Annotated in this window: 17 protein-coding genes; 10 read left to right on the forward strand and 7 right to left on the reverse strand. The window is 70.1% G+C overall.

What is annotated here, in order from left to right:
- Positions 1-14: 14 nt before the first annotated feature.
- From P3T35_RS35295 to P3T35_RS35305, 3 genes are all read right to left on the reverse strand, one after another.
- Entirely contained in the window at positions 15-1,505 is a 1,491-nt protein-coding gene (locus P3T35_RS35295; protein ID WP_101383156.1) for a CoA transferase, read from the reverse strand.
- A 354-nt stretch (positions 1,506-1,859) separates the two neighbouring features.
- Entirely contained in the window at positions 1,860-2,117 is a 258-nt protein-coding gene (locus P3T35_RS35300; RefSeq protein ID WP_218976723.1) for a hypothetical protein, read from the reverse strand.
- Between the two features lie 373 nt (positions 2,118-2,490).
- Positions 2,491-3,747 (reverse strand): lipase family protein, encoded by a 1,257-nt coding sequence (locus tag P3T35_RS35305; RefSeq protein ID WP_180356684.1) that lies wholly within the window; start codon positions 3,745-3,747, stop codon positions 2,491-2,493.
- A gap of 881 nt (positions 3,748-4,628) precedes the next feature.
- On the opposite strand from P3T35_RS35305, the gene P3T35_RS35310 reads away from it, so the two are divergent.
- Positions 4,629-5,996, forward strand: a complete 1,368-nt coding sequence (locus P3T35_RS35310) for an arylsulfotransferase family protein (protein WP_280709165.1) — start codon at positions 4,629-4,631, stop codon at positions 5,994-5,996.
- Between the two features lie 454 nt (positions 5,997-6,450).
- Here the strand turns inward: P3T35_RS35310 and P3T35_RS35315 are convergent, their stop codons facing one another.
- The 4 genes from P3T35_RS35315 to P3T35_RS35330 form a co-directional block, all read right to left on the reverse strand.
- Positions 6,451-8,883: a glycoside hydrolase family 27 protein gene (locus tag P3T35_RS35315; protein WP_101383157.1), complete on the reverse strand. Its 2,433-nt coding sequence runs from the start codon at positions 8,881-8,883 to the stop codon at positions 6,451-6,453.
- Positions 8,884-8,987: 104 nt separating this feature from the next.
- The gene (locus P3T35_RS35320) at positions 8,988-10,028 is read right to left on the reverse strand and encodes an ABC transporter permease (RefSeq protein WP_101383158.1); all 1,041 of its coding nucleotides are present in this window, start codon (positions 10,026-10,028) and stop codon (positions 8,988-8,990) included.
- Positions 10,025-11,620: a sugar ABC transporter ATP-binding protein gene (locus P3T35_RS35325; protein WP_101383159.1), complete on the reverse strand. Its 1,596-nt coding sequence runs from the start codon at positions 11,618-11,620 to the stop codon at positions 10,025-10,027. The genes P3T35_RS35320 and P3T35_RS35325 overlap by 4 nt, the downstream gene beginning before the upstream one ends.
- Positions 11,621-11,625: 5 nt before the next feature.
- Positions 11,626-12,675: a substrate-binding domain-containing protein gene (locus tag P3T35_RS35330; RefSeq protein WP_101383160.1), complete on the reverse strand. Its 1,050-nt coding sequence runs from the start codon at positions 12,673-12,675 to the stop codon at positions 11,626-11,628.
- Positions 12,676-12,863: 188 nt separating this feature from the next.
- On the opposite strand from P3T35_RS35330, the gene P3T35_RS35335 reads away from it, so the two are divergent.
- From P3T35_RS35335 to P3T35_RS35375, 9 genes are all read left to right on the forward strand, one after another.
- Entirely contained in the window at positions 12,864-13,631 is a 768-nt protein-coding gene (locus P3T35_RS35335; RefSeq protein ID WP_280709168.1) for an SDR family oxidoreductase, read from the forward strand.
- Positions 13,632-13,691: 60 nt separating this feature from the next.
- Positions 13,692-14,408 carry an FCD domain-containing protein gene (locus tag P3T35_RS35340; RefSeq protein WP_101383162.1) on the forward strand — a complete coding sequence of 239 codons (717 nt, stop codon included), beginning with the start codon at positions 13,692-13,694 and terminating at the stop codon, positions 14,406-14,408.
- A complete protein-coding gene (dgoD, locus tag P3T35_RS35345) occupies positions 14,405-15,550 on the forward strand; it encodes a galactonate dehydratase (protein ID WP_101383163.1) in 1,146 nt (381 codons plus the stop codon). Before P3T35_RS35340 ends, dgoD begins: the two co-directional genes overlap by 4 nt.
- Positions 15,544-16,377, forward strand: a complete 834-nt coding sequence (locus tag P3T35_RS35350) for a hypothetical protein (protein WP_180356685.1) — start codon at positions 15,544-15,546, stop codon at positions 16,375-16,377. Before dgoD ends, P3T35_RS35350 begins: the two co-directional genes overlap by 7 nt.
- 17 nt (positions 16,378-16,394) lie before the next feature.
- The gene (locus P3T35_RS35355; RefSeq protein WP_101383164.1) at positions 16,395-17,018 is read left to right on the forward strand and encodes a bifunctional 4-hydroxy-2-oxoglutarate aldolase/2-dehydro-3-deoxy-phosphogluconate aldolase; all 624 of its coding nucleotides are present in this window, start codon (positions 16,395-16,397) and stop codon (positions 17,016-17,018) included.
- Complete coding sequence (locus tag P3T35_RS35360) at positions 17,015-17,980, forward strand: sugar kinase (RefSeq protein ID WP_101383165.1); 966 nt, start codon at positions 17,015-17,017, stop codon at positions 17,978-17,980. Before P3T35_RS35355 ends, P3T35_RS35360 begins: the two co-directional genes overlap by 4 nt.
- An 18-nt stretch (positions 17,981-17,998) precedes the next feature.
- Positions 17,999-18,883: an SMP-30/gluconolactonase/LRE family protein gene (locus P3T35_RS35365; protein ID WP_101383166.1), complete on the forward strand. Its 885-nt coding sequence runs from the start codon at positions 17,999-18,001 to the stop codon at positions 18,881-18,883.
- Positions 18,884-19,363: 480 nt separating this feature from the next.
- On the forward strand, positions 19,364-21,793 hold the full coding sequence (locus P3T35_RS35370; protein ID WP_280709179.1) for a ricin-type beta-trefoil lectin domain protein: 2,430 nt from the start codon (positions 19,364-19,366) through the stop codon (positions 21,791-21,793).
- Between the two features lie 99 nt (positions 21,794-21,892).
- On the forward strand, positions 21,893-24,123 hold a 2,231-nt coding region (locus P3T35_RS35375), incomplete at its 3' end, for an RICIN domain-containing protein (protein WP_280709181.1).

Raw genomic sequence — 24,123 nt, forward strand, 5'->3', positions numbered from 1 at the left:
GGTCGGTGGGATGGTCAGCGGGGCAGCCACTCGGGCTTGCTGGAGCCCCGGGGGATCAGCACCGGCTCGGGGTAGCTGCTCGGGGTGTGGGAGTACTTCAGCGGCGGGGCCAGGTGCACCAGGTCGCCCAGCGGGGTCTGCGCGGTCATCAGCTCGGGGGTGCCCAGCCGGTGCGCGGCGCCGCCGAAGTCGATCGCCTCCTTGTCGAGGAGGCCCAGCGTCGGATACCAGGCCGAGGTACGGGCGAGCGAGAGCTTGACGTGGTAGCTGCCGCCCTCGGTGGCCCGCCGGACCAGTGCGGCGAGCACACCGGCTGCGGCGAAGTAACCCATGATGAAGTCGTTCAGGATGCCGGTCGGCGGGAACTGCGGCTGCTCCTCGCTGCCCTCCTTGACCATGTAACCGGTGAAGGCCAGGCCCTCCTGGTCGAAGCCGGCCCGCTCGGCCCACGGTCCGGTGTGGCCGTACGCGTTGAGCGAGCAGTAGACGACACCCGGGCGCAGCTCGGCCGCGTCCTTCGGCCCGAAACCGGCCCTCGCCATCGCAGAGCCGCGCCGGTTCTCGATGAACACGTCTGCCTCGCTGAGGAGTTGACGGAAGACATCGGCTCCTGCGGGCTCCTTGATGTCGACCCGGGCCGACCGCATGCCGAGGCCGACCTCGGCCCAGTTGATGTCCTGCTCGTACTCGTGCGGACCGTTGACGTGCAGTACGTCAGCGCCGTGCTCGGCGAGGGTGCGGCCGACAACCATGCCGGCGATCACCTTTGTGTCCTGGAGCACCCGCAGGCCGGCCAGCGGCACGTCGGCGAGAGTGAACGGCTCGGGGTCGGAGTCCGCGATCTTCTCGATCGTGATCAGCGGCTCGGCCAGCACCGCCTTGCCCTGCGGGTGCGCCCGGAACTCCTCCTCGGTGCGGACGACGCAGAGGGCGATGTTCTTCTCGGCGCAGGCCTCCTCCAGCTCGAAGGCGTCCCACTCGGCGATCGCGGCGGTGACCGCGGCCTTGTCGTGCGGGACTCCGAGCAACTGCAGGAAGGCGTCGCGCTGGTGCGGGAAGGGGCAGGTCGGGACGACCCAACGGCCGCCGCGGGCCTGGTACATGTCGAACATCAGCGGACTGATCAGCCGCTCGCCCATCATCACCTCGCTGCCGCCCTCCGTGAGGGTGACCTCGCCGAGGTTGGGCAGGTACCCGTTCAGCTTGGTCCAGCCGGTCATGAACGGGCTCAGGCTGTGCACTGCCGAGTTGAGGTCCAGCGCGAGGGTCTGGCGCTCGCCGCCGCGCTGCTTGGCGATGGTGGCGACGCCGGTGCCGACGGCCAGCAGCGGAACACCGATCGAGGCACCGAGCCGGGCCACCGACTTCATGACCGGGTCCTCACCGGTGACCTCCACGGCCTCGACGGCATCGCCGCGGGACAGTCCGATGCCGTCCAGGACGTCGTCGAGGTGCGTGATCAGGTCGAACTCGGGCTCGGCTGCGGGCCGGGGGTCATTGGACATGGCTATCTCCTGCGAAGTGCTGGACGAAGAAGGGAAGTCGGGGCCACCGACGGCCTCAGCCCCCGTTTCCCGGGGTGGTCTCACCGTAGACCCGGGCAGAGAGATTACGCAAATAAAAATCAAACTATCTATATACGTAAACAACCGCCTCGTCAGGCGCGCCGGAAGAGCGCGCGGGACAGGGCGCGAGGCTCGTCAGAACCAGTCGGGGAGGACACGCTCAAGGCGACAACCGCCTGGAAGATCGCTGTCCGTAGCCGGCGGACAGTCGGCCTTGAGCGGTCAGCGGGCCCGGATCGGCCGCGCCCTTCCTCGCCCATGGCGCGGACGCGATCGACGTCCCCATCGGCCAGGTCACCAAGGACGAGCGCCCCGCGTACGGCCGCTCCTGCCGCTGTTGCGCACCGGTGGGAGCGGGCAGACCGTCCACCTGCGCCGGGGGCCCCGGCGCCAGAACCGGTCTGCAAGTTCGTAGCGGACCGGGCCGGCGATCTGACGGCGCAGCACCGCGTTCTCATGCCGGAGCACCGGCAACTCGGCGTCCCTGGCAGTGTCGCGGTGCAGCAGCATCTTGGGGAAGGACAGCAGTCGGCGGGCTACCTTGTAGATCATCGGGATGATCGCGCGGACATGGTCCCAGTCGAGAGTGCTCTACCGTCCCGACGTGCGGCCCAGGACCCCACAAGTTGCAGCAGCACCGGACCATCTTGTAGCCAGTCGGAGTCAGCTGGCAATCACTGAGCGAGACCTCCGCTGTCACTCGACCGCCCGGCCTCTCGACGGCGCCCACACGTCAATTGACCAGCACGGACGTGGTTCTTGGCACCTACAGGGTCCGCCTGCTCACCCTGCACGACCAGGACGACCTCGAGCGGGCCGAACCGGACACGATGCGCTACCGGCTCTACCACCTGCCCGCCCGCCTCGCCAGTACGCCCGCCGCCGCTGGCTGCGGATCGAACGCACCTGGCCCTGGGCCGGCTCGTCACGACCCCGCCGCAAAGAGTTGTTTGAGGCGGGCCTGGATCAGCGGCAGGCCGACGACGGGGACGTCATAGTGGCCCGCCCCTTCCAGGACCGAGAGGTTGATGTCGTTGCCGTTGGCCACCATCTTGTTGACGACGTTGTAGGTGACGGAGTTCGGGCTGGTGATGTCATCCGTCCCGTACAGCCACAGGACCGAGCCCGGCAGGGTCGAGCCTTCAAGTCTGCCTTGGTTCTGTTCGAAGAATCGTCTGTTCTCCGGAAGCGAGTTGGGACTGTCTCCGCGGACCCCTGGATAGGTGTTCAGGCGGTGGGACGGAGAGGCACTGAGGTAGCTTTGGATGTCCTGCCTGACGGCGGCGTTCAGGTCGTCGATGCAGGCCTGCCAGTCCTGACGGTAGAACTTGAGCATGTTCGGACCGTAGACCTGGGTCGGGTCGACGTCGTAGCCAGCGTAGCGTTCGGTCTTCGTGAAGTAGATGGTTTCTGCGTTGGCGAAGACCAGCTGGTCGATCTGGTGAGCCGTCGGGGGGAGCCCGGACCGAGAGGCGTTGTCGATGTCCTGCCAGAGGATCTTGTTCATGGCGGGAACATCCGGCACGGGGGCGAGGGTGATGGCGCCCCGGTACTCAAGGGCGGGGTCCGCCTTCGTGGCCGAGGCGGACTCGTAGGCGGCGGCAAGCGCTGCGAAGCCGCCTTCCGACCATCCCCCCGGGGCCCACTGCCCGGACAGCCTGCCGCCGAGGTATCGCTGTGCGGCGACCGCAGCGAAGATCATGGAGTTGCCCTCGCTGGACAGCTCGTAGTAGCCGTGCCCCGTCGTGACGCCCGCGGACACCGGCCCCAGCCCCTCGTAGTCCGGCGCGACGACGGCGATGCCCATCTTCAGGACGGCCGCCAGCAAGGCGGCGTTCGGACCGTCAGCCCACGTGCCGTGTTCCTGGAGTTGCACGCTGGGGGCGCAGTGCGGTGCCCATCCGGTGGTTCCGTGCCCCCACACGAAAAGCGGCCAGCCCCCTGCCGGAGGTGCCTTCTTGGGAAGGAACAGCATGGCCGTCGCTTTGACCTGCTTCCCTTGCATACCTGGCATGCGGTAGACGATCAATTCACCGTTGGCCACAGTGGAAATGTCCCGGGGCACGTTACGCAGACGGGTGGGAGTACCCACCACGTCGCCGTTGCCTGCGGCATCGGAGGGGACGCCTGGGCCTCCTGAGGGAGCGACGAACCCACAGATGAGGAGCACGGCCAGCGGCACGACCGCGCATGTCCTCCCCTGGCGAAGGAACGCCCTGCGGCGAAGTCTGCGCCGACCCGGCTCCTTCGGGCGACCGGCTCGGGGGGACGGCCCGCGCGGATGATTGTGCATGGCTGCGTCGGTCATACCCGCGACCCGCTTTCGTTTCTTCCCACTCCGATGCTTTTTGCAGTCCGCCCGAGCGTGCGTGAGCCACAGCTCAAGGACGGTGAGGCTGTGAGCTCATCGGTGACGGTAGGCGACAAGCGGGGCCTGCGCCTGCCGGGGCCGGTTCGGTGCGCCGTTCGGGCTTGCTCCGCGCTGGATCCGGTGGTCTCCGTCGGGAGGAAGCGCCTGACGGGTCCTGCGATGGCTCTGTCGTATGTCCGGGTGAGACCACGCCTGCCGAATGGTCTACCGGCGTGGCTTTGAGCAGTCGCAGGCGGTCCTTGCTGCTTACCGTTACCCGGGGAACAACTCCCGATCTTGACCATTTCGGGTCGGAGAGCGAACCGAACAGGACGTTCGAAGACGAGCGGCACCGCCATCGGAGAAGGGTCCGGGTGCCAAGGAGGTCGGCAATGGCGACGCGAGAGCCGTGGGCTCGCCGGACACGAGGAAGGACCCGTCGCACCGTCGGGGTCTGTGTGGTCGCTGCGGGGTGTGTCTTCGCAAGCTGCGTGTCCTCGGCCGCGGCGAGTCCGCAAGGGGACGCGCCCGGCCTGTGCGCCACGACGCCCTTCCCCCCATCGGAAAGTACTCCGCCCCCGATCCTGTCGGGCGGCGACGTGTGGAGTTTCGTCTCCGAGCCGGGCCTTCACCCCATGCGGGTGACCGTCACTGCACACAAACCTGGGACGGCTCCCGGCAGTATCTTTGTCGCCCCGTTCAGCGCGGACCGGATGGTCGGCCAGACCGGGGCACTGGTCAACGACGACTCCGGTGATCCGGTCTGGTTCCGCCCACTGCCTTCCACGAACCTCCAGAACGCCGACTTCAAGGTCCAGACCTATTACGACGGCCGCAGGGACCGGGGACAACCGGTGCTGACCTGGTGGCAGGGCACCCTCGCGCTTCCCCCGGCGTATACGAACCTGCCGGCCGGTGCGCCCGAACCGGGCGGGTGCTACTACATCTACGACACCCACTACCGCCTGCTCAAGACGGTCTTCGCGCATCACGGCTACTACCCGGACGAGCACGAATTCACCCTGACGCGCAGGGGCACGGCGTTGTTCATCGCCTCCAAACCGATGCCCATGGATCTCACCCCCTACGGGGGTCCGAAGAACGGAGCCATCGAGAACAGCGAGGTCCAGGAGGTCGACCTCGCCACGGGGAGACTCCTCTACTCGTGGAACGCGCTGGACCACATCGACCCCGCCGACTCCGAGGAGGCGGCCTCCAGTGCGTCTTCGTTCGGCGGGGTGTGGGACGCCTTTCACATCAACTCGGTCGACGAGGGCCCTGACGGCCAGCTGTTGATCTCCGCCCGGAACATGTGGGCGGTTTACGACGTCGCCAAGAGATCCGGGGACGTCCGCTGGCAACTCGGAGGGAAGAAAAGCGACTTCACCCTCGGCCCGAACGCGGACTTCTACTGGCAGCACGATGCCCGATTCCGGCCAGGAAACCGGATCAGCATGTTCGACGACGGCTGCTGCGACCTTCCCGACGGCGCCCCCGAACAACGGTCGCACGGCCTGATCCTCAGCCTTGACTTCCGCAGTCGGAAGGCGACCGTGGACAGGACCTACTACCACGAGCCATCGTTGGAGTCACCAACCCAGGGAAACACCCAGGCCCTTTCCAACGGCAACGAATTCATCGGGTGGGGCCAGAGCCCGTACTATTCGGAGTACGCGGGTGCAGGGAACACCGAGGGCAACGGCTTGCAGAATCTGCTCTACGACGCGAAGCTGCCGGGCTCCAATATCTCGTATCGAGCGTTCCGGAACGAATGGGTCGGCACGCCGTACTACCCACCGAGTGGGGCGGTACGGTCCGACGGCGGGGGCAGCGTCGTCTACGCTTCCTGGAACGGCTCGACGCAGACCAGGGCATGGCAGGTACTCGCCGGATCCGACCCCGACTCCCTGTCGGTCGTCGTCGGAAAAGCCCCACGGTCCGGATTCGAGACAGCCATCACCACGAACGCCCCTGGACCGTACTTCCAGGTAAAGGCGCTGAACGCGCAGGGCAAGGTCCTTGGGACCTCCCACGTCGTGACCCCCTCCAGCCGACAGTCGACGAGGGACACCAAGAGGTAGTCGCGGCATGGCTACGGCATGGCTGAAGGAACAGAGCCAGCTCCAGCCTCGGGTGTTCAGCCGGGTGGAGGTTCTGGTGCGGAGTTAGCGAAAGGTGCGCCTGAACTGCAAGGATGCGAGTGCTGACGTCGTATCCGGGCAAGGAACAGGTGCACCTGCCTGGTGAGTGAGCGTACCGGGTGGGACCTGTGGGGCTCGAAAAGTCATCGTCACAGGTCAAGCCGCGTAGCGGTACTCGTTGATGGCGCCGCCGAGGATGCGGGTGCGCATGAGTCTGCGGCTATGGAGGTCGTGGACGGTGGCGGGCTGGTCGACGGGAAGCGGACCGGCGGTGCAGATCGGGTGATCTGCACCGCCGGTCCGCTTCCGTTCGAGCGCTGAGCCGGTGGCCCGTCGAGCTCCGAGGAGCGCGACGGGCCACCGAGCCGACCATGCCAGGAGGTGACGGTCCTGCCTAGAAGTGGCCGGCCGCTGCGGGGCTACCGGTCAGCGCCAGGGTGCGGTCCAGTTGCTGCCAGGCCCCGGACGGCCCGGTGCCGATCCGGTACCACTGCCACAGGGTGTTGTCGGCGGCGCGGGCGTAGACGTTGACCCGGGCGCCCACCTGGGCCGCGCTCGGCGCACCGACGACGGCGCGGCCGAGGTCGTACCAGGAGGACGACCAGCCGCCTGCGGCGGTCCAGCTGAGCTGGCCGACACTGTTGGTGGGCGCCAGCCCTGCGAACACCTCGATCTGGCCGGGGGCGCCGCTGACCGCTGTCGGCGACGAGGAGAGCCTGCCGCCGTGGCTGGTCCAGCCCGTCCACTCACCGTTGACGTAGCTCTTCTGCCACAGCGCGTTGTCGGTGCCGCGGGCGAAGACGTCGATCCGGTTGAGCGAGGCCACCGCCGCGGGGGCGCCGACGATGGTGGTCGAGTCGGGTGCGTCCACGTACGCCCAACTGCTCGTCCAGTTGACGCCGTAGTAGTAGGCCGGAAGGTCGTTCGCGCCGGGCGTCTGCTGGAAGGTCTTCTGGTACACCTTGCCGTCGGTGCCGCGGACGAACACGTCGATGCGGTCACGTCCGAGGCTCGCCGCGGTGGGGCTGGCGGTGAGGGTGCCGCCGAGGCTGGTCCAGCTGCCCCAGGCACCGTTCTCGTAGGTGTTCTGCCACAGCGCGTTGTCCGCACCCCAGACGAACACGTCGGTGCCGCCCGGGCTGGAGACGACGGCGGGTTGGCCCTGGATCGATCCGGGGCCGGTGGAGCCGGCGGTGCCCAGCGCCAGGGTCTGCCAGGCCGACCAGGTGCTGCCGTTCCAGGTCTTCTGGCTCACGCCCGCCGCGGTCGGGACGAGGACCGCCTCCGGCTGCTGCTCGGTGGCGCCGGTGAGCTTGAGCATCACGGACTGGTGGGGGGCCAGGGTGAAGTTCTGCGAGCCGGTCGAGCTGACGGTGCCCAGGCTCGTGCCGGTGTAGAGGTTCTGCACCGAGGCGGTGCCGTTCAGGCCGAGGTTCTGCGTGGTGAACGAGTAGTTCTGCGAGGTGCTGCTGCGGTTCAGCAGCAGGACGGCCCGGGTGCCGGAGGCCGCCAACTGCTTGGACCAGACCTGGACGCTGCCGTTGTCCAGGACCTTCTGCCCCTGGTGGACTGCGCTGTCCTGGTCGACGGCGATCACGGACTCGTTGCCGACGATGGCTGCGGTCGCCCCGGTCAGGTTGGTGGTGTCGGTGGCCAGCACGAGCGGCGCGCCCTGGATGGCCCACATCCCGAAGTAGGACTGCTGCTCGTCCGGGGTGAGACCCCAGAGGGTGCCGGAGGTGCCATGGGTCTGCTGCTGCCCGGTGTTCGGGTTGTCGCCGAAGCCGGGCCCGATCAGCAGGTAGTCCGGGTCGTTGTACTGCCCGGCGGCTTCGTTGCTGGGGTGGTCGTTCAGATCGAAACTGCCGGAGACCTGATCCCAGTTGATCCACGTCGAGCCGCCGTTGGACGTCGTCCCGTAGCCGGCGTTGCCCGTGATGTCGCGGCCGTTTCGCCAGGTGCGAGCCGCCGAACCACCCCACATCCACGGGCCGTCCGGAGCGCCCGAGCCCCACTCGCAGATCTCCAGCGCCAGCGGATGCGCCACCCCGGTGGAGGTCTTCGCGTTGGCCGTCAGGCCGCCCCAGGCCTTGTAGTCCGCCATGACCGTGCTGTAGCCGGACGGGATGCCGCCGCAGTGGTCGAGCTTCACCCAGTCGAAGCCCCAGTCCGCGAACGTGGTCACGTCCTTGGCCTCGTTGCCGCCACTGCCGTGCTGGCCACCGCAGCCGGTGGCACCGGTGTCGGTGTACATGCCCGCCTGCATGCCGAGGGCGTGCACGTAGTCGGTGAGGTCCTTCATGGTGTTCAACGCGCGCGCGGGGACGGTGGTGCCGTTGGACAGCGTGACCGCCTTGGCCTGGGCGCCGGTCAGGAAGCCGGGGTTGGGGACCATGACGCCGTTGGCGTCGCGCCCGGTGCCGCTCTGGGTCCACCAGCCGCCGTCGAGGCTGACGTCACGGTAGCCGAGGTCGGCGAGGCTCTTGTGCCGGCCGGAGCCGTTGAGCCCGAGGTTCGCGTTCGGCGTCGCGAGTCCGGCCGCCTGGTCGGCGATGTTCTGGGCGGAGTAGTCGTTGTTGTAGAAGTACCAGGAGTTCCAGCCCATCGGCGGCGTCGTCGCGCCGTTCGCGCCGGGCGGGACCACCGCCTCGGCAGGGGTCGGGGTGCTGACAGCCGTCACCGTCAGCGTTCCGGTGACGATCATCATGGCACTCAGCGCTGCGGTGGCGAGCCGCCGCCCGCGCGGGCGGGCGGGCGGCACGGGTGATTGCGCGGAACCGACCGTCGTCGGGTCAGGACGACCCGACGGCGCGGAAGCGAGGGACATCGAGAGCTCCTAGGTGGGGAGATCACGCGGGGTGGGGGAGGAGGTGAGCAATGGTGCTGCGGGCCCGCCCCTTCGAACGAAGGGCGGGCCGCTTCGGGGGGTGGCTACGCGGGCAGGCCGACGGCGCGTTCGCGGGCGCGGCGCTGCTGGATCACGACGGCGGCGACCAGCAGGGCGCCCTGGGCGACGTTCTGCCAGAAGGCGTTGATGCCCTGCACGGTGAGGCCGTTCTGGAGGGCTCCCAGCAGGGCGACGGCGAGCAGGGTGCCGCCGATGCCGCCCTTGCCGCCCTTGAGGGCGCAGCCGCCGAGGGCGGCGGCGGTGATGGCCTGGAGTTCGAGGCCTTCGCTGCCGGAGACGGGCTGGCCGGAGCCGGTGCGGGCGGTGAGCAGGACGCCGGCGAGGCCGGCGACCATGCCGGACAGGGCGTAGGCGGAGATCAGGTACTTGTTGAGGTTGATGCCGGCCAGTCGGGCGGCGGTGTCGTTGCCGCCGATGGCGTAGATGTTGCGGCCGATGTCGGTGTACTTGAGCAGGACGTGAACGGCGGCCGCGACGAGCAGCAGCAGCCAGACCATGACCGGCAGGCCGGCGATCTTGCCCCGGCTCAGGAAGACGAACAGGCTGTCGTTGAGCACGTAGCCCTGCGCTGAACCGTTGGAGATGAGCTGCGCGACGCCCTTGTAGGCCGCCAGGCCGGCCAGGGTCGCGATGGTCGCGTTGACCCGGCCGTAGATGATGACGACACCGTTGAAGATGCCGATCCCGGCGCCGACGGCGACGGCGGCGCCGATCCCGAGGAGGGAGTTGGAGCCGGTCGAGGTGAAGACCATGGCGCTGGTGACGGAGGCCAGGCCCGCCTGGGAACCGACCGAGATGTCGAGCGCGCCGCAGATGATCACGACGGTCTGGACGACCGCGAGCAGGCCGGAGATGGTGACGGCCTCGGCGATGACCTGGATGTTGTCCCAGCTCAGGTAGTTGGGGTTGAGCCACCCGAACAGGGCAAGCACCAGGGCCATGGCGCCGATCAGGCCCAGGTTCTGGCCGCCCGCCCGGGCCAGCCAGGTGCGGGCGTCGGTTGCCGGCGTCGGCCGGCCGCCGCTCTGGTCGGGCTCTCGGTCGGCGGAGAGGGCAGTCGTCATCGGGTGCCTCCGGGGGCCGCGTCGGTTCCGGTGCGAGGTGCCGTGGCGGTCTCGTGCGGAAGGTCGGGGGTGAGGTCGTCGGCCATGGCGAGGGCGAGGATGGCCTCTTCGGTGGCCTCGGTGTGGTCGAGCCGGCCGGTGATGCGGCCGTTCTGCATGACGAGGATGCGGTCGGCGAGGCCGAGCACCTCGGGGAGTTCGGAGGAGATCACCAGAATCGCGGTGCCGTTGCGGGCGAGGTCGGCGATGATCTGGTAGATCTCGGCCTTGGCGCCGATGTCGACGCCGCGGGTGGGTTCGTCGAGGATCAGCAGGGCGGGGTTGCGGGCGAGCCAGCGAGCAAGGACGACCTTCTGCTGGTTGCCGCCGGACAGGGTCCGGACCTCGGCCTCGATGGAGGGGGCACGCACCCGCAGGCGGTCCGCGTACTCCTGGGCGAGGGCCTTCTCCTGGCTCCGGTTGACGAACCGCCAGCGGCGCAGCCTGCCGAGGCTGACGAGCGAGGTGTTGTCGCGGATGGTGCGCTGGAGGAACAAGGCCTGGGCTTTGCGCTCCTCCGGAGCGAGGCCGATCCCGGCGCGGATCGCGTCGCGCGGGCCGCGCAGGCGGATGCGGTTGCCATCGACCCGGATGGTGCCGGACCGTAGGGGGGTGTCGCCGGCCAGGGCGAGGGCGAGTTCGGAGCGGCCGGCGCCGATGAGTCCGGCCAGGGCGACCACCTCGCCGGCTCTGACCTGGAGGCTGACGTCGTGCACGTCGTCGGTGCTGAGGCCGTCGACCTCCAGCACCACGCGGTCACTGGCCACGTGCTGGCGCGCGAAGAGGCTGGACAGGTCACGGCCGACCATGAGGCGCACGAGTTCGCCCTCGCTGGTGGTCCTGGCATCGACGGTGCCGGCGACGGTGCCGTCGCGCAGGACGGCGATCCGGTCGGCGAGCCGGAAGATCTCCTTCATGCGGTGGGACACGTAGATGACGGCGATGCCCGCGTCGCGCAGCCGGCCGATGAGGGCGAACAGGGCGTCGACCTCGTGGTCGGAGAGCGAGGAGGTGGGCTCGTCGAAGGCGATGGCCCGCGGTGCGGTGTCGCCGGTCAGTGCGCGCAGGATCTCCACCAACTGCCGTTGCGCGGCAGTGAGCTGGGATCCGAGCAGGTCGGGGTCGAGGACCTTGTCGAAGCCGAGGCGTTCGAGGTCGGCGGTGATCCGGCGGCGCAGCTCGGCTCGGTCGAGCCGTCGGCCTGCGCGTCGCGGCAGGGAGCCGGCGTAGACGTTCTCGGCAACGGAGACGTGCGGGATGATCTCCGGTTCCTGCGGGATGATCCGGATGCCGGCGCGTCGCGCGTCGGTCGGCGAGTTGAGGTCGAGGACCTGACCGTCCAGCCTGATCCGGCCCTCGGTGGGCTGGTGGTCACCGGTGAGGATGCGCAGCAGGGTGGACTTCCCGGCGCCGTTCTCGCCCATGAGGGCGGTCACCTGGCCGGGTGGGAAGTGCAGGGTGACGTCTCGCAGCGCCTGGACGGGGCCGAACCGCTTGGTGATCGATTCGGCCGCCAGCCCGGGCCCAGCCGTTGCGGTGCTGGGTATGTTCATCCGGCTCAGCTGCACTTCACGCCGGCGGACTGCCAGGTGGAGGCGTCGACCATCGTGGTCGGGGCGAACGCCTCGGCGGGCATCGGCTTGCCGTTCTTGAGGTTGTCGTACATGGTCTGGACGGCCAGCGCACCCACGTCGCTGCCGTTGATGAAGAGAGCGGCCTTCATGCCGGACTGGGTGCCGGCGCCCCAGTCCTTGCACGCGAGGTAGGCGCCGAGGCCGACACCGATGATGTTGTCGGGGCTGACGCCCGCGTTCTGCAGGGCCGTCACGCCGCCCTGTACGTTCTCGTCGTTGCAACCCCAGACCACCCAGTGCTTGACGCCCGGGTTGGCGGTGATGGTCGCCGCGACCTTGTCCTGCGCACCGGTCGGGGTGTTGTCGGTGGCCACGTCGATGTTCTGCACGCTCGCGTCGGCACCGCTGTTGAAGGCGTCCTTGGCGGCCTTCACGCGGTCGCCGCACACAGTGACGTCCTGCTGCCAGGCGGAGACGACCCGGGTGTCGGCGGCGTTCCAGCCGGCCTTCTTGAACTCCTCGGCGGCGCGCTGGCCGACCTGGGCGCCCATCTGCTGGCCGGAGAATCCGATCCGCGGGACCAGGTTGGCCTTGTCGCAGTGTGCGGGGGTCGGGCTGTTGGTGCAGACCTGGTCGTCGGAGGTGAGCAGGGCGACCTTGGCGTCCTTGGCCGTCTGCACGACCTGCGGGCCGACGGCCGGGTCCGGCACGACGACGATCAGGCCGTTGCTCTTCTGCGCGATCGCGGACTGCACCTCGCTGACGGCCTTGTTCGCATCGGTGCCCAGGTTGACCACCTTCAGGTCGATGCCCAGCTCGGCGGCCTTCGCCTTCGCACCGTTGGCCTCGTCGATGAAGTACTGCTGGTCGCCCTGCTTCTGCAGGTAAGTGAGGGAGACCTTCCCACTGACCGGAGCGACCGAGGCCGGGCCGGCGCCACTCGACGAGGTCTGACCGGTGGAACAGGCCGTCAGACCAAGAACGACAGCCGCGCCCAGGACAGCGGCGGCACCACGGGTGCGCGTAGTGATCAATTCGAGCTCCTACCAGGGTGGGGGTGTTCAGGAAGCCGACCGGCCGTACGGGTATGTGGTCCGGGAGCTGCGGCGGCTTCCGCCTCGCGCTGCCTGCTTGCCTGTCGTCCTGGGCTCGAATCCTGGGACCGGGCGCCCAGGACTGTCAAGATATTTGCATAATTAATCAGAAGCGCTACGGTGACGCCGTGACTGAGCAGACCTGTCGAAGATTCCAAGGCCGCGTCGCCCTGATCACCGGTGCCGCCAGCGGCATCGGCGCCGCCACCGCGCGGCGGCTGGCCGCCGAGGGCGCGTCCGTCATCGCCGTCGACATCGCCGACCCGGCCGGCCGAGCCGTGGTCGAGGCCATCACCGCCGAGGGCGGCCAGGCCGAGTACCGGCACGGCGACGTGACCAGCGCCGCGGTGTGGGACGAGCTGGCCGCGCACGTGCGCAGCCGCTACGGACGGCTGGACGTGCTGCACAGCAACGCCTACGCCGTGGTGGTCAAGCCCGCCCACGAGCTGACCGAAGTCGAGTGGGACACCCAGCTCGCGGTCACCCTCAAGGCGTCCTGGCTGGCGGTCCGCGCCTTCGCCGGGACCCTGCGGGACAGCGAGGGCTCGGTGGTGCTCACCTCCTCGGTGCACGCGCTGGTCGGCCTGCCGGGGCACCCCGCGTACGCGGCCGCCAAGGGCGCCCTGTGCGCGATGGGCCGTCAACTCGCCGTCGAGTACGGCCCGCAGGTGCGGGTCAACACCATCGTGCCCGGGCCGATCATGACCGCGGCCTGGGACCGGGTGGACGAGGCCGGGCGGGCCGACAGCGTTGCCGAGACGGTCGCCAAGCGCTTCGGCCGGCCCGAGGAGGTGGCGGCGGCCGTGGCCTTCCTCGCCTCCTCGGACGCCTCCTACGTCACCGGTGCGAACCTGGTGGTGGATGGCGGCTGGTCCGTCGTCAAAGCATCGTCGTAACACTCACCTGATCGGCGCGCGGGCCACCGGCCCGCGCAGGACAACGGAAGGGGGACCGCCGTGAACAACCCGGTACGAGGCCTGCACAGGCAAGCCGTCGAGGTCATCGGCGAGCAGATCGTCCGTGGCACGTACGCCCCGGGCGCCTCGCTCCACCCCGACCGGATCGAGCAGGAACTCGGCGTCAGCAAGACCGTCGTGCGTGAGGCGCTACGGGTCCTGGCGTCCAAGGGACTGATCGACTCCCGCCAGAAGCGCGGCACCTTCGTGCGGCCGCGCGCCGACTGGAACCTGCTGGACAGCGACCTACTGCGCTGGCAGGGTCTGGGGATCCCCGACGCGGCCTTCCTCGACAACCTCGGCGAGGTCCGTGGCATCGTCGAGCCGGCCGGCGCCCGGCTGGCCGCCGAACGCCGCGACGAGGCCGACCTCGCCGCGCTGGCGGACGCCCTCGACCGGATGGCCGCCGCGGGCAGCGACGCCCACGCCGCGGTCGAGGCCGACCTCGCCTTCCACCGCGCGCTGCTGGCCGCCGCCCACAACGAACTCCTCACCCGCATGGAGGTCGTGATCGAGGCGGGCCTGCGGGTGCGCGACCACATCGTGCACGGTGCCGGCCACAGCGCCGACGCCGTCCCCGCCCACCGGGCCGTCCTGGACGCCGTCCGCGCCCGGGACGCCGAAGCGGCCGCCCGCGCCGTCGAGGAATTGCTCGCCCAGGCCGACGCCGACCTCCGCCACCTGATAGACGACGCCGACCGGGGAGAGACCGGATGAAGATCACATCACTGGAGACCTTCCTCGTCGCTCCGCGCTGGCTGTTCCTGCGCGTCGCCACCGACGAGGGGATCACCGGCTGGGGCGAGCCCGTCGTGGAGGGCCGCGCCGAGACCGTCCAGGCCGCCGTCCACGAACTCGCCGACTACCTGGTCGGACAGGACCCGCTGCGCATCGAGCACCACTGGCAGATCCTCTCCAAGGGCGGCTTCTACCGCGGCGGCCCGGTGCTCTCCAGCGCGGTCGCCGGCATCGACCAGGCGCTGTGGGACATCGCGGGCAAGGCCCACGGCGTCCCCGTCCACCAGCTGCTGGGCGGCCACGTCCGCGACCGGGTGCGGGTGTACGCCTGGATCGGCGGTGACAGCCCGGCCCATGTCGCCGAACTCGCCCAGGCCCAGGTCGACGCGGGCTTCACCGCCGTCAAGATGAACGGCTCCGCGCAGCTGCGGCCCATCGACACCCCCGCCCAGACCCGGGCCGTCATCGACCGGGTGGCCGCCGTGCGCGAGGTCCTCGGCGACGAGCGCGACGTGGCGATCGACTTCCACGGCCGGATGTCCACCGCCATGTCCCGGCGGGTGCTGCCCCTGCTGGAGCCCCTGCACCCGTTGTTCGTCGAGGAGCCCGTCCTCCCCGAACACTCCCGCGAGCTGCGCCGCCTGGTGGATTCGACGTCCGTTCCGCTGGCCGTGGGTGAGCGGCTCTACTCCCGCTCGGACTTCCGCGACGTGCTCGCCACCGGCATCGCCGTCGCCCAGCCCGACCCGTCGCACGCCGGCGGCATCTCCGAGGTCCGGCGTATCGCGGCCCTGGCCGAGGTCCACGACGTCACGATGGCCCCGCACTGCCCGCTCGGCCCGATCGCCCTCGCCGCCAGTCTCCAACTCGCTTTCTCCATACCGAACTTCCTCATCCAGGAACAGAGCCTCGGGATCCACTACAACCGCGGCAACGACCTGCTGGACTACCTGCTGGACCCCGAGCCGTTCCGCTTCACCGACGGCCACGCCACCCGGCCCGTCGGCCCCGGCCTGGGCATCGAGATCGACGAGGCCGCCGTGCGCCGCGCCGCCGAGACCGGACACCGCTGGCGCAACCCCGTCTGGCACCACACTGACGGGTCCTTCGCGGAGTGGTGACCGACCTGCCCATCGCCATCCGCACCGACCTGGCCCACGGCGGCCGATGGACCTCGCTGAGAGCCGGCGAACGCGACTGGCTCTGGCACCGCCCCGACCCGGCCCGCGCCACTGTCCGCCCCGGCGACGCCTTCATCGACGCCGGCGGCCTGGAGGAGTGCATACCGACCGTGCGCGGCACCCCCGACCACGGCGACGCCTGGTCCCGGCCCTGGCAACGCGACGGCGACGCAGACACCCTGCACTGCCCCGACTTCGTCCTGAGCCGACGCATCGACAGCGGACCGGCAGCGCTGCGCATCGGCTACGAACTGCACGCGGACCCGGGCTACCGGTTCCTGTGGGCAGCCCACGCCCTGCTCGACGTCACCCCGGACGCCCGGCTGGCCGCACCCGACGCCACGCCGACCCGGCTCTTCCCCGAGGCGGCCGAGCTGCTGGCCCAGCCCTGGCCGGACGGGGCCCACCACGTCACCGGACCGTGGCCGGCGCCGCGCGGCCTGCGCCTGGACCGGCTCGGCCCCGACGACGGCACCGCGGTCGGCGCGATCCTCACCGACTGCGCGAGCGTGACGGTCACCGACGGCCCCGACACGCTCACCTTCTCCCTGCACGCCGACGCGGACATCCCGGTCTCCGTCGCCCTCTGGCGCAACCTGCGCGGCTTCCCCGCGTCGGCCCCCTACCGCAGCATCGGGGTCGAGCCGATGCTCGGCTCCGTCTTCGACCTCGCCGAGGCCGGGCCGGGAGACGCCGCACAGGTGCCGCCCGGCGGGGCACTGCGCTGGCACCTCGACATCACCGCGACCAGCACCCGCACCGACTGACCGACAAGGGCCTCCCCATGCACTTGACCGAACTGCCGTACCGGACCCTGGCCATCGTGCGCGGCACCGACCGCGACGCGGCGCTGCGCACCGTGCTCGTCCTCGCCGAAGAGGGCATCACCGCCGCCGAGGTGTCGCTGACCACCCCCGACGCACTGTGGGTGATCGAGCAGGCCCGCCGCGAACTCGGCCCGCACGCCACGCTCGGCGCCGGCACCGTGCTGACCGGTGCGGACGCCGCCCGCGCCGCCGACGCCGGCGCGGACTTCCTCGTCACTCCCGGCCTCGGCGACGACCTGCGCCGCACCGCCTCGGAACTGCCCCTGCTGATCGGCGCGCTGACGCCGAGTGAGGTGATCGTCGCGAAGGAGAACGGAGCCCTCGCCGTCAAGCTCTTCCCCGCCTCCCTGGGCGGCCCCGGCTACCTGAAGGCCCTTCGGGACCCCTTCCCCGGCGTGCCGTTCGTCCCCGTCGGCGGTGTTGACGCCGCCCTGGCGCTCGCCTACCTCGCGGCCGGCGCGGTCGCCGTGGGCGTCGGCTCACCGCTGATCGGGGACGCCGCCAGTGGCGGAGACCTGAACGCCCTTCGTGCGCGCGCCGCCGGCTGGCGCACCGCCCTGACCGAGGAGATCGCGGCATGACCGGCTCGCCACCGCTCGAGGTCGTCACCGTCGGCGAGACCATGGCCGCCCTACGGGCCACCGGCCCGGTCAGGCTCGGCGCACCGATGCAGCTCTCCGTCGCCGGTGCCGAGGCCAACGTCGCCATCGGCCTGGCCAGGCTCGGACACCGGGTCGGTTGGGTCGGACGGGTCGGCGACGATGAGTTCGGCGCGCTCGTCCTGCGCACGCTGCGGGCGGAACAGGTCGACGTCAGCCACGCGCGCCTCGACACCGAGGGCCGCCCCACCGGTCTGCTGGCCCGCGAGGACAAGATCGCCGACCTCGTCAACGTCACCTACCACCGCGCCGGTTCGGCCGGCTCGGCCGTGCGGGCCGCGGACGTCCTGCCCGCCCTGAACCCCGGCGTCCGCCTCCTCCACCTGACCGGAATCACCCCCGCCCTGAGTCCCGACGCGGCCGAAGCCGTCCACGCGGCGGCCGCCAGGGCCGGCGAACTCGGCATCACCGTCTGCCTCGACGTCAACTACCGTGCCCGCCTCTGGTCACCGGCCCGGGCCCGCGACGCCCTGCTGCCACTGGCCCGGCTCGCCGATGTGCTGGTCGCCTCCGCCGACGAACTGCACCTGGTCGGCGAAGACCCGTCCCTGCCCGAGGACGACGCGATCGCCGCGCTGCTCGCCCAGGGGCGCGGCGAGGTCGTGGTCACTCGCGGCGGCGACGGCGCGAGCGTCACCACCGCCCAGGGCACCGCCAGCACGCCCGCACGCCGGGTGCCCGTCGTCGACGTGGTCGGGGCCGGCGACGCCTTCGTCGCGGGCTACCTCTCCGGCCTGCTCGACGGACTCGACGTCGAAGGCCGCCTCCACCGGGCCACCACCACCGGAGCCTTCGCCGTCGCCACCCGAGGCGACTGGGAAGGCCTACCCACCCGCCGCGACCTCGCCCTCCTCGACCAGCCCGCCGGCACCACCCTGCGCTAGCCCTCCCGGAGAGTCCCGATGTCCTTCTCAAGCCACCTGCCCGGCCAGGTCGAAGTCTGGGCCGCCGGCGACCACGAACTCGCCGAAGGCGCCCGCTGGATCGACGGACGGCTCGTGTACGTCGACATCCTCGCCGGCCGCCTCCTCGACGTCCCCGACCTCACAGGGCCGCGAACTCCGCGCGAGATCGCCCGCCTCGACGTCCCGCTCGGCGCCGTCGCGCCGGTCGGCGGCCGCCCCGGACACTGGATCGCCGCCGCCGGCACGGGCATCGCCCTGCTCGGCCCCGACGGCAGTCTGGACTGGCTCGCCCGCCCCGAGGACGGCTCCCCTGTCCCCACCAGGATGAACGACGGCGTCTGCGACCCGCACGGCCGCTTCTGGGCCGGCAGCATGCCCTACGACGGCACCACCGGCGCCGGGTCGCTCTACCGCACCGACCACGACGGTTCCGTGCACCGCGTCCTCGACGGCATGACGATCGTCAACGGCCCCGCCTTCAACAGCACGGGCGACCTCCTCTACGTCGCCGACAGCGCGGCGGGCGTCATCCACCGCTACGCCCTCGACGCCGACGGCAATCCGACCGACCACGAGGAGTTCGCCCGCACGGCGGCCGGCGGCTCCCCAGACGGCATGACCGTGGACACCGACGGCTGCCTCTGGGTGGCGATCTGGGGACACGGTGCTGTCCACCGCTACCACCCCGACGGCACCCACCTGACGACCCTGCGCCTCCCCGCCCGCCAGCCCACCTCCGTCTGCCTCACCCCGACCGGCGGCTACCTGCTGATCACCACCGCCCGCCACGGCCTCGACCACCCGGCCGGCCCGGACGGATCCGTGCTCCGCGCTCCGGTCGCCGCAGCTGCCCCGCCCGCCCGCGCCTACCGGCAGGGGTAGACGCAGCCGACCGGCAAGGACGGGGCCCGCGGCATCGGCGTCCCACCGCTCGACCATGCGAGGCCGGACAGCGTCCGCGCTGGTTCCGACCTCGGAAAGACAACGGCTGAGGATCGGCGCTTCGGCGTCGAGCAGACGGTCAGGGACTGGGCGACGGCTTGCCGTGCGGCCGTCATCGTCCACGCGTTGGCACCATGTCACATGGGCACGAGGGTTTTTGTTCGGACGGTTCGGAGATTGTTGCTCGGCGTCGGCAATTGTCTAGACATCAGTCCCCGGCTGCCGTGGCTGCTGACGGGATCTCCCTCGACTACCCGTCAACTTCGGCCACTGGAAGCGTCGATGGGGGCGCGTTGGCAATGGCGGACGGCGGACGCACGATAGTCGCAATTCGTTCGAACTTGTTGACTCTTGCTCATTTGGCCCTCATATTGAGCAGGTCTGAACCCAATCCCCCACCCTTACCCCTGGAGTCCCCCCATGGGTCGCAGTGCCATGCCCGCGCGATTCCGAACCGCCTTCAGCGCAGCCCTCCTCCTCATCGGCTGCACCACCCTCACCACGCCAGCTGTCGCCGACACGGCTACTTCCCCCACGACTGCTTCCACCACAGCCGCTCCCACCACGGCCGTTGCGCTCAGCGGCACCAAGCCCGGTCTGACCTTCGACGGTGTCGGGGCCATCTCCGGCGGCGGCGGCAACTCCCGCCTGCTGGTCGACTATCCGGAGCCGCAGCGCAGCCAGCTGCTCGACTACCTGTTCAAGCCCGGCTACGGCGCCTCGCTGCAGGTGCTCAAGCTGGAGATCGGTGGTGACACCAACTCGACCGACGGCGCCGAGCCGAGCATCGAGCACACCAAGGGCACCGTCGACTGCAACCAGGGCTACGAGTGGTGGCTCGCCGAGCAGGCCAAGGCCCGCAACCCCAACATCAAGTTCTACGGCCTGTCCTGGGGCGCGCCCGGCTGGATCGACGGCGGCTCGGGCAACTTCTGGTCCCAGGACACCATCGACTACCTGATGTCCTGGATGGGCTGCGCCGCGCAGCACCACCTGAACGTCTCCTACCTGGGCGGCTGGAACGAGCGCGGCTACGACAAGACCTGGTACGAGAACCTCAAGTCGGCGCTCACCAAGCACGGTTACTCCGGCACCAAGGTGGTGGCCGCCGACAGCGACTGGTCGGTGGCCGACGACATGGCCAAGGACCCGGCGTTCAAGAACGCCGTGGACATCGTCGGCGTCCACTACCCGTGCGGCTACCTCGGCTCGTTCAGCTCCTGCCCGAGCACGGCGAACGCGCAGTCGCTCGGCAAGCCGCTCTGGGCCAGTGAGAACGGTTCCGAGGACGCCAACGACGGCGCCCCCGCCGTCGCCCGCGCGATCAACCGCGACTACCTCGACGGCAAGATGACCTCGTTCATCAACTGGCCGGTCATCGCGGCGCTCTACCCCAACCTCTTCTTCTCCACCGACGGCATGTCGATCGCCGCCCAGCCCTGGTCCGGCAACTACAGCATCGGCAAGACCACCTGGGTCACCGCGCACACCACCCAGTTCGCCCAGCCCGGTTGGCGCTACATCGACTCGGCCAGCGGCTACCTCGGCGGCAACCGCGCCAACGGCAGCTACGTGACGCTGGAGTCGGCCACCAGCAAGGACTACAGCACGGTCCTCGAGACCATGGACGCCACCGCCGCCCAGACCGCGAACTTCACCGTCTCCGGCGGCCTGTCCACCGGCAAGGTCCACGTCTGGGCCACCAACCTCAACTCCACGGACCCCGCCTCCTGGTTCGTCCACCAGCAGGACGTCACCCCCAGCGGCGGCAAGTACACGCTCACCCTGCAGCCGGGTTACGTGTACACCGTGACCACCACCGCCGGCCAGGGCAAGGGCACCGCGACCGCCCCGGCCGCCGCACCGCTCCAACTCCCGTACTCGGACGGCTTCGAGACGCCGGCCACCACCACCTCGCCCAAGTACTTCACCGACATGAACGGCGCGTTCCAGACGGTCGCCTGCGGCGGCGGTCGCACCGGCACCTGCCTGCGCCAGATGACCCCGACCACGCCGATCCGCTGGACCAACGAGCCCTATGACGCGCCGTACACCATCATGGGCGACGGCAGTTGGTCCAACTACACGGTGACCGCCGACACCATGTTCGAGCAGGCGAGCACCGTCGAACTGCTCGGCCGGGTCAACCAGCAGGGCCGCAACAACAACGGGCTGAACGCCTACCACCTGCGGGTCAGCGACACCGGCGCCTGGTCCATCGACAAGAGCGACACCAGCTGGAACTTCACCACCCTTGCCAGTGGCACCACCAAGGCGCTGGGGACCGGCAGCTGGCACACCGTCGGCCTCACCATGCAGGGCAGCGCGCTGACCGCGACCATCGACGGCAGCGCGGTGGGCAGCGCCACCGACACCAGCTTCACCAACGGCCAGGCCGGCCTGGGCGTGACCGGCTACCAGACCGACCAGTTCGACAACTTCGCCCTCACCCCCGGCACGCCCGGCACCCAGACCGGTGCGGTCGCCTCCGCACTGCCCGGCAAGTGCCTGGACGACAACGGCGACTCCACCGTCAACGGCACCGCCGTGCAGCTCTGGGACTGCAACGGCGGCGCCTCGCAGGTGTGGACCTGGGCCAACGGCACCCTCACCCACGACGGCAAGTGCCTCGACGCCACCGGCCAGGGCACCGCCAACGGCACCCTGATGGAGCTCTGGGACTGCAACGGCGGCACCAACCAGCAGTGGACCCCGCAGAGCGACGGCACCCTGAAGGGCACCCAGTCCGGCCGCTGCCTGGACGATCCGGCCGCCGCCCTCACCAACGGCACCCAGGTGGAGCTCTGGGACTGCAACGGCGCCGCCAACCAGCGGTGGACCCTGCCGTAACCGCGGCCCGCGGGCCGGGCGGGCCTGCGCCGCTCGCCCGGCCCGCGGCCGTCACGGCGCCACAACCCACCCTCACCCCCATTCATTTGGAGCACCTTCGTGCGTAGACCTCCCTGCGCGCCGCGAACCGGGACCATGCTCGCGGCGCTGGCCCTGGGCCTCGCCACCGCCTTCACCGCCACCCCGGCGCCGGCCGCCTCGACTGCCGCCACCGCGGCGGCGACCGCGCCCGCGCCCTCGCAGGCCATCACGATCGACGGCACCTCGACCGGCCGGACCTTCGACGGCCTCGGGGCGATCAGCGGCGGCGGGGCGACCTCGCGGCTGCTGGTCGACTACCCCGAGCCGCAGCGCAGCCAGATCCTGGACTACCTGTTCAAGCCCGGCTACGGCGCCTCGCTGCAGATGCTGAAAGTGGAGATCGGCGGCGACGCCAACTCCAGCGACGGCCCCGAGCCCAGCCACATGCGCACCTCCACCGAGGTCAACTGCGACCGCGGCTACGAGTGGTGGCTCATGGCACAGGCCAAGGCCCGCAACCCCGACATCAAGTTCTACGGCCTGGAGTGGGCCGCGCCGGGCTGGCTGAACGGCGGCATCTGGTCGCAGGACAACATCAACTACATCCAGTCCTGGCTGGGCTGCGCGAAGACCCACGGGCTGAACATCGGCTACCTGGGCGGCTGGAACGAGAGCGGCTACAACAAGGCCTGGTACGAGAACCTGCGCACCTCCCTCGACAGCCGCGGCTACAACGGCACCACACTGGTGGCCTCCGACAACGACGACGTGAACTGGTCGGTGGCCTCCGACATGGCCACCGACAGCGCCTTCAACAAGGCCGTCGGCGTCATCGGACTGCACGGCACCTGCTGGCACTCGACCCCGTCGTACACCGGCTGCCCGGGCAGCAGCACCGCGATCGGGCTCGACAAGCCGCTGTGGGCCTCCGAGGACGACAACGACAGCTACGGCTCCCAGCCGTCGGCCCTGGCCCGCAACGTCAACCGCGAGTACATCGACGCCAAGATGACCGCGGACATCAAATGGGCGCTGGTCAGCTCCTGGCCCTCGAACCTGCCCTTCGCGGGCGCCGGCCTGATGGCCGCCGACCAGCCCTGGTCGGGGAACTACCAAGTGGGCCGCGACATCTGGGTGATGGCCCACACCACGCAGTTCGCCAAGCAGGGCTCGAAGTACCTGGACGGCGCCACCGGCTACCTGCCCGGCACCGGCCTGGGCGGCGACCCGCACAGCGGCAGCTACGTCACCCTCAAGTCCGGCAGGGACTACAGCAGCGTCATCGAGACCACCGACGCCGCGGCCGCGACCACGGCCAACTTCACGGTCACCGGTGGCCTTTCGAACGGTACGGTGCACGTCTGGGCCACCAACATGAACAGCACCGACCCTGCTCAGTGGTTCGTCCACACCCAGGACGTCACCCCCCGTGCCGGCAAGTACACGCTGACCCTGCAGCCGGGTTACGTGTACACCGTGACCACCACCACCGGCCAGGGCAAGGGCACCGCCACCGCACCCGCGGCGAAGACCTTCCCGCTGCCCTACCAGGCCGACCTGAGCGGCTACCAGACCGGCGCGACCGCACAGTACTTCCACGACTGGGCCGGCGCGTTCGAGACCGCGCAATGCCCGGCCGGGGCCGGCACCCCGATGTGCCTGCGCCAGGTCATCACCCAGGCCCCGCTGCCCTGGCACTCGGACATGAACTACACCCCGGCCACTCTGCTGGGCGACCCGAGGTGGAACAACTACCAGGCCGGCACGGATGTGAACCTCGAGCAGTCGGGCAGCTCCGCCGAGCTGCTCGGCCGCATCGACCACGTCGACCACGACCGCTCCGCCTACCACCTGAAGATCGACGACACCGGCACCTGGACGCTGTTCACCGAGGACCGCTCCAGTACCGACACCGTCCTGGCCAGCGGCAGCTACTCCGGTGCGGGCGCCGGGACCTGGCACAACCTCACGCTCGCGATGACAGGCGACTCGATCACCGCCTCCATCGACCACGTGCAGGTCGCCTCGGTCATGGACAGCAGCCACCTGGTCGGCCAGATCGGCCTGGGTGTGGGCGGCTTCCAGCACGCCGACTTCGCCAACGTCGCCATCACCCCGCTCGCCGGTCCGACGGCCACCACCGCCACCAACGTCAACAGCGGCAAGTGCCTTGATGTGACCGGAGCTTCGACCGCCGATGGCGCGCAGGTCCTCCAGTGGACCTGTGGCAGCGGCAAGGCGAACCAGCAGTGGCTGCTGCAGCCGGTGGCCGGGTCGAGTGCGGTGCAGGTGGTGTCCGTCAACAGCGG

This window comes from Kitasatospora sp. GP30 (assembly GCF_029892145.1).
GTDB lineage: Bacteria > Actinomycetota > Actinomycetes > Streptomycetales > Streptomycetaceae > Kitasatospora > Kitasatospora acidiphila.

Bases quoted from the DNA above. Each gene is read 5' to 3' on its own strand.
- P3T35_RS35295 (WP_101383156.1), bottom strand. From the start codon at position 1,505: ATGTCCAATGACCCCCGGCCCGCAGCCGAGCCCGAGTTCGACCTGATC.
- P3T35_RS35300 (WP_218976723.1), bottom strand. From the start codon at position 2,117: ATGATCTACAAGGTAGCCCGCCGACTGCTGTCCTTCCCCAAGATGCTG.
- P3T35_RS35310 (WP_280709165.1), top strand. From the start codon at position 4,629: ATGGTCGGCCAGACCGGGGCACTGGTCAACGACGACTCCGGTGATCCG.
- P3T35_RS35315 (WP_101383157.1), bottom strand. From the start codon at position 8,883: ATGTCCCTCGCTTCCGCGCCGTCGGGTCGTCCTGACCCGACGACGGTC.
- P3T35_RS35320 (WP_101383158.1), bottom strand. From the start codon at position 10,028: ATGACGACTGCCCTCTCCGCCGACCGAGAGCCCGACCAGAGCGGCGGC.
- P3T35_RS35325 (WP_101383159.1), bottom strand. From the start codon at position 11,620: ATGAACATACCCAGCACCGCAACGGCTGGGCCCGGGCTGGCGGCCGAA.
- dgoD (WP_101383163.1), top strand. From the start codon at position 14,405: ATGAAGATCACATCACTGGAGACCTTCCTCGTCGCTCCGCGCTGGCTG.
- P3T35_RS35355 (WP_101383164.1), top strand. From the start codon at position 16,395: ATGCACTTGACCGAACTGCCGTACCGGACCCTGGCCATCGTGCGCGGC.
- P3T35_RS35360 (WP_101383165.1), top strand. From the start codon at position 17,015: ATGACCGGCTCGCCACCGCTCGAGGTCGTCACCGTCGGCGAGACCATG.
- P3T35_RS35365 (WP_101383166.1), top strand. From the start codon at position 17,999: ATGTCCTTCTCAAGCCACCTGCCCGGCCAGGTCGAAGTCTGGGCCGCC.
- P3T35_RS35370 (WP_280709179.1), top strand. From the start codon at position 19,364: ATGGGTCGCAGTGCCATGCCCGCGCGATTCCGAACCGCCTTCAGCGCA.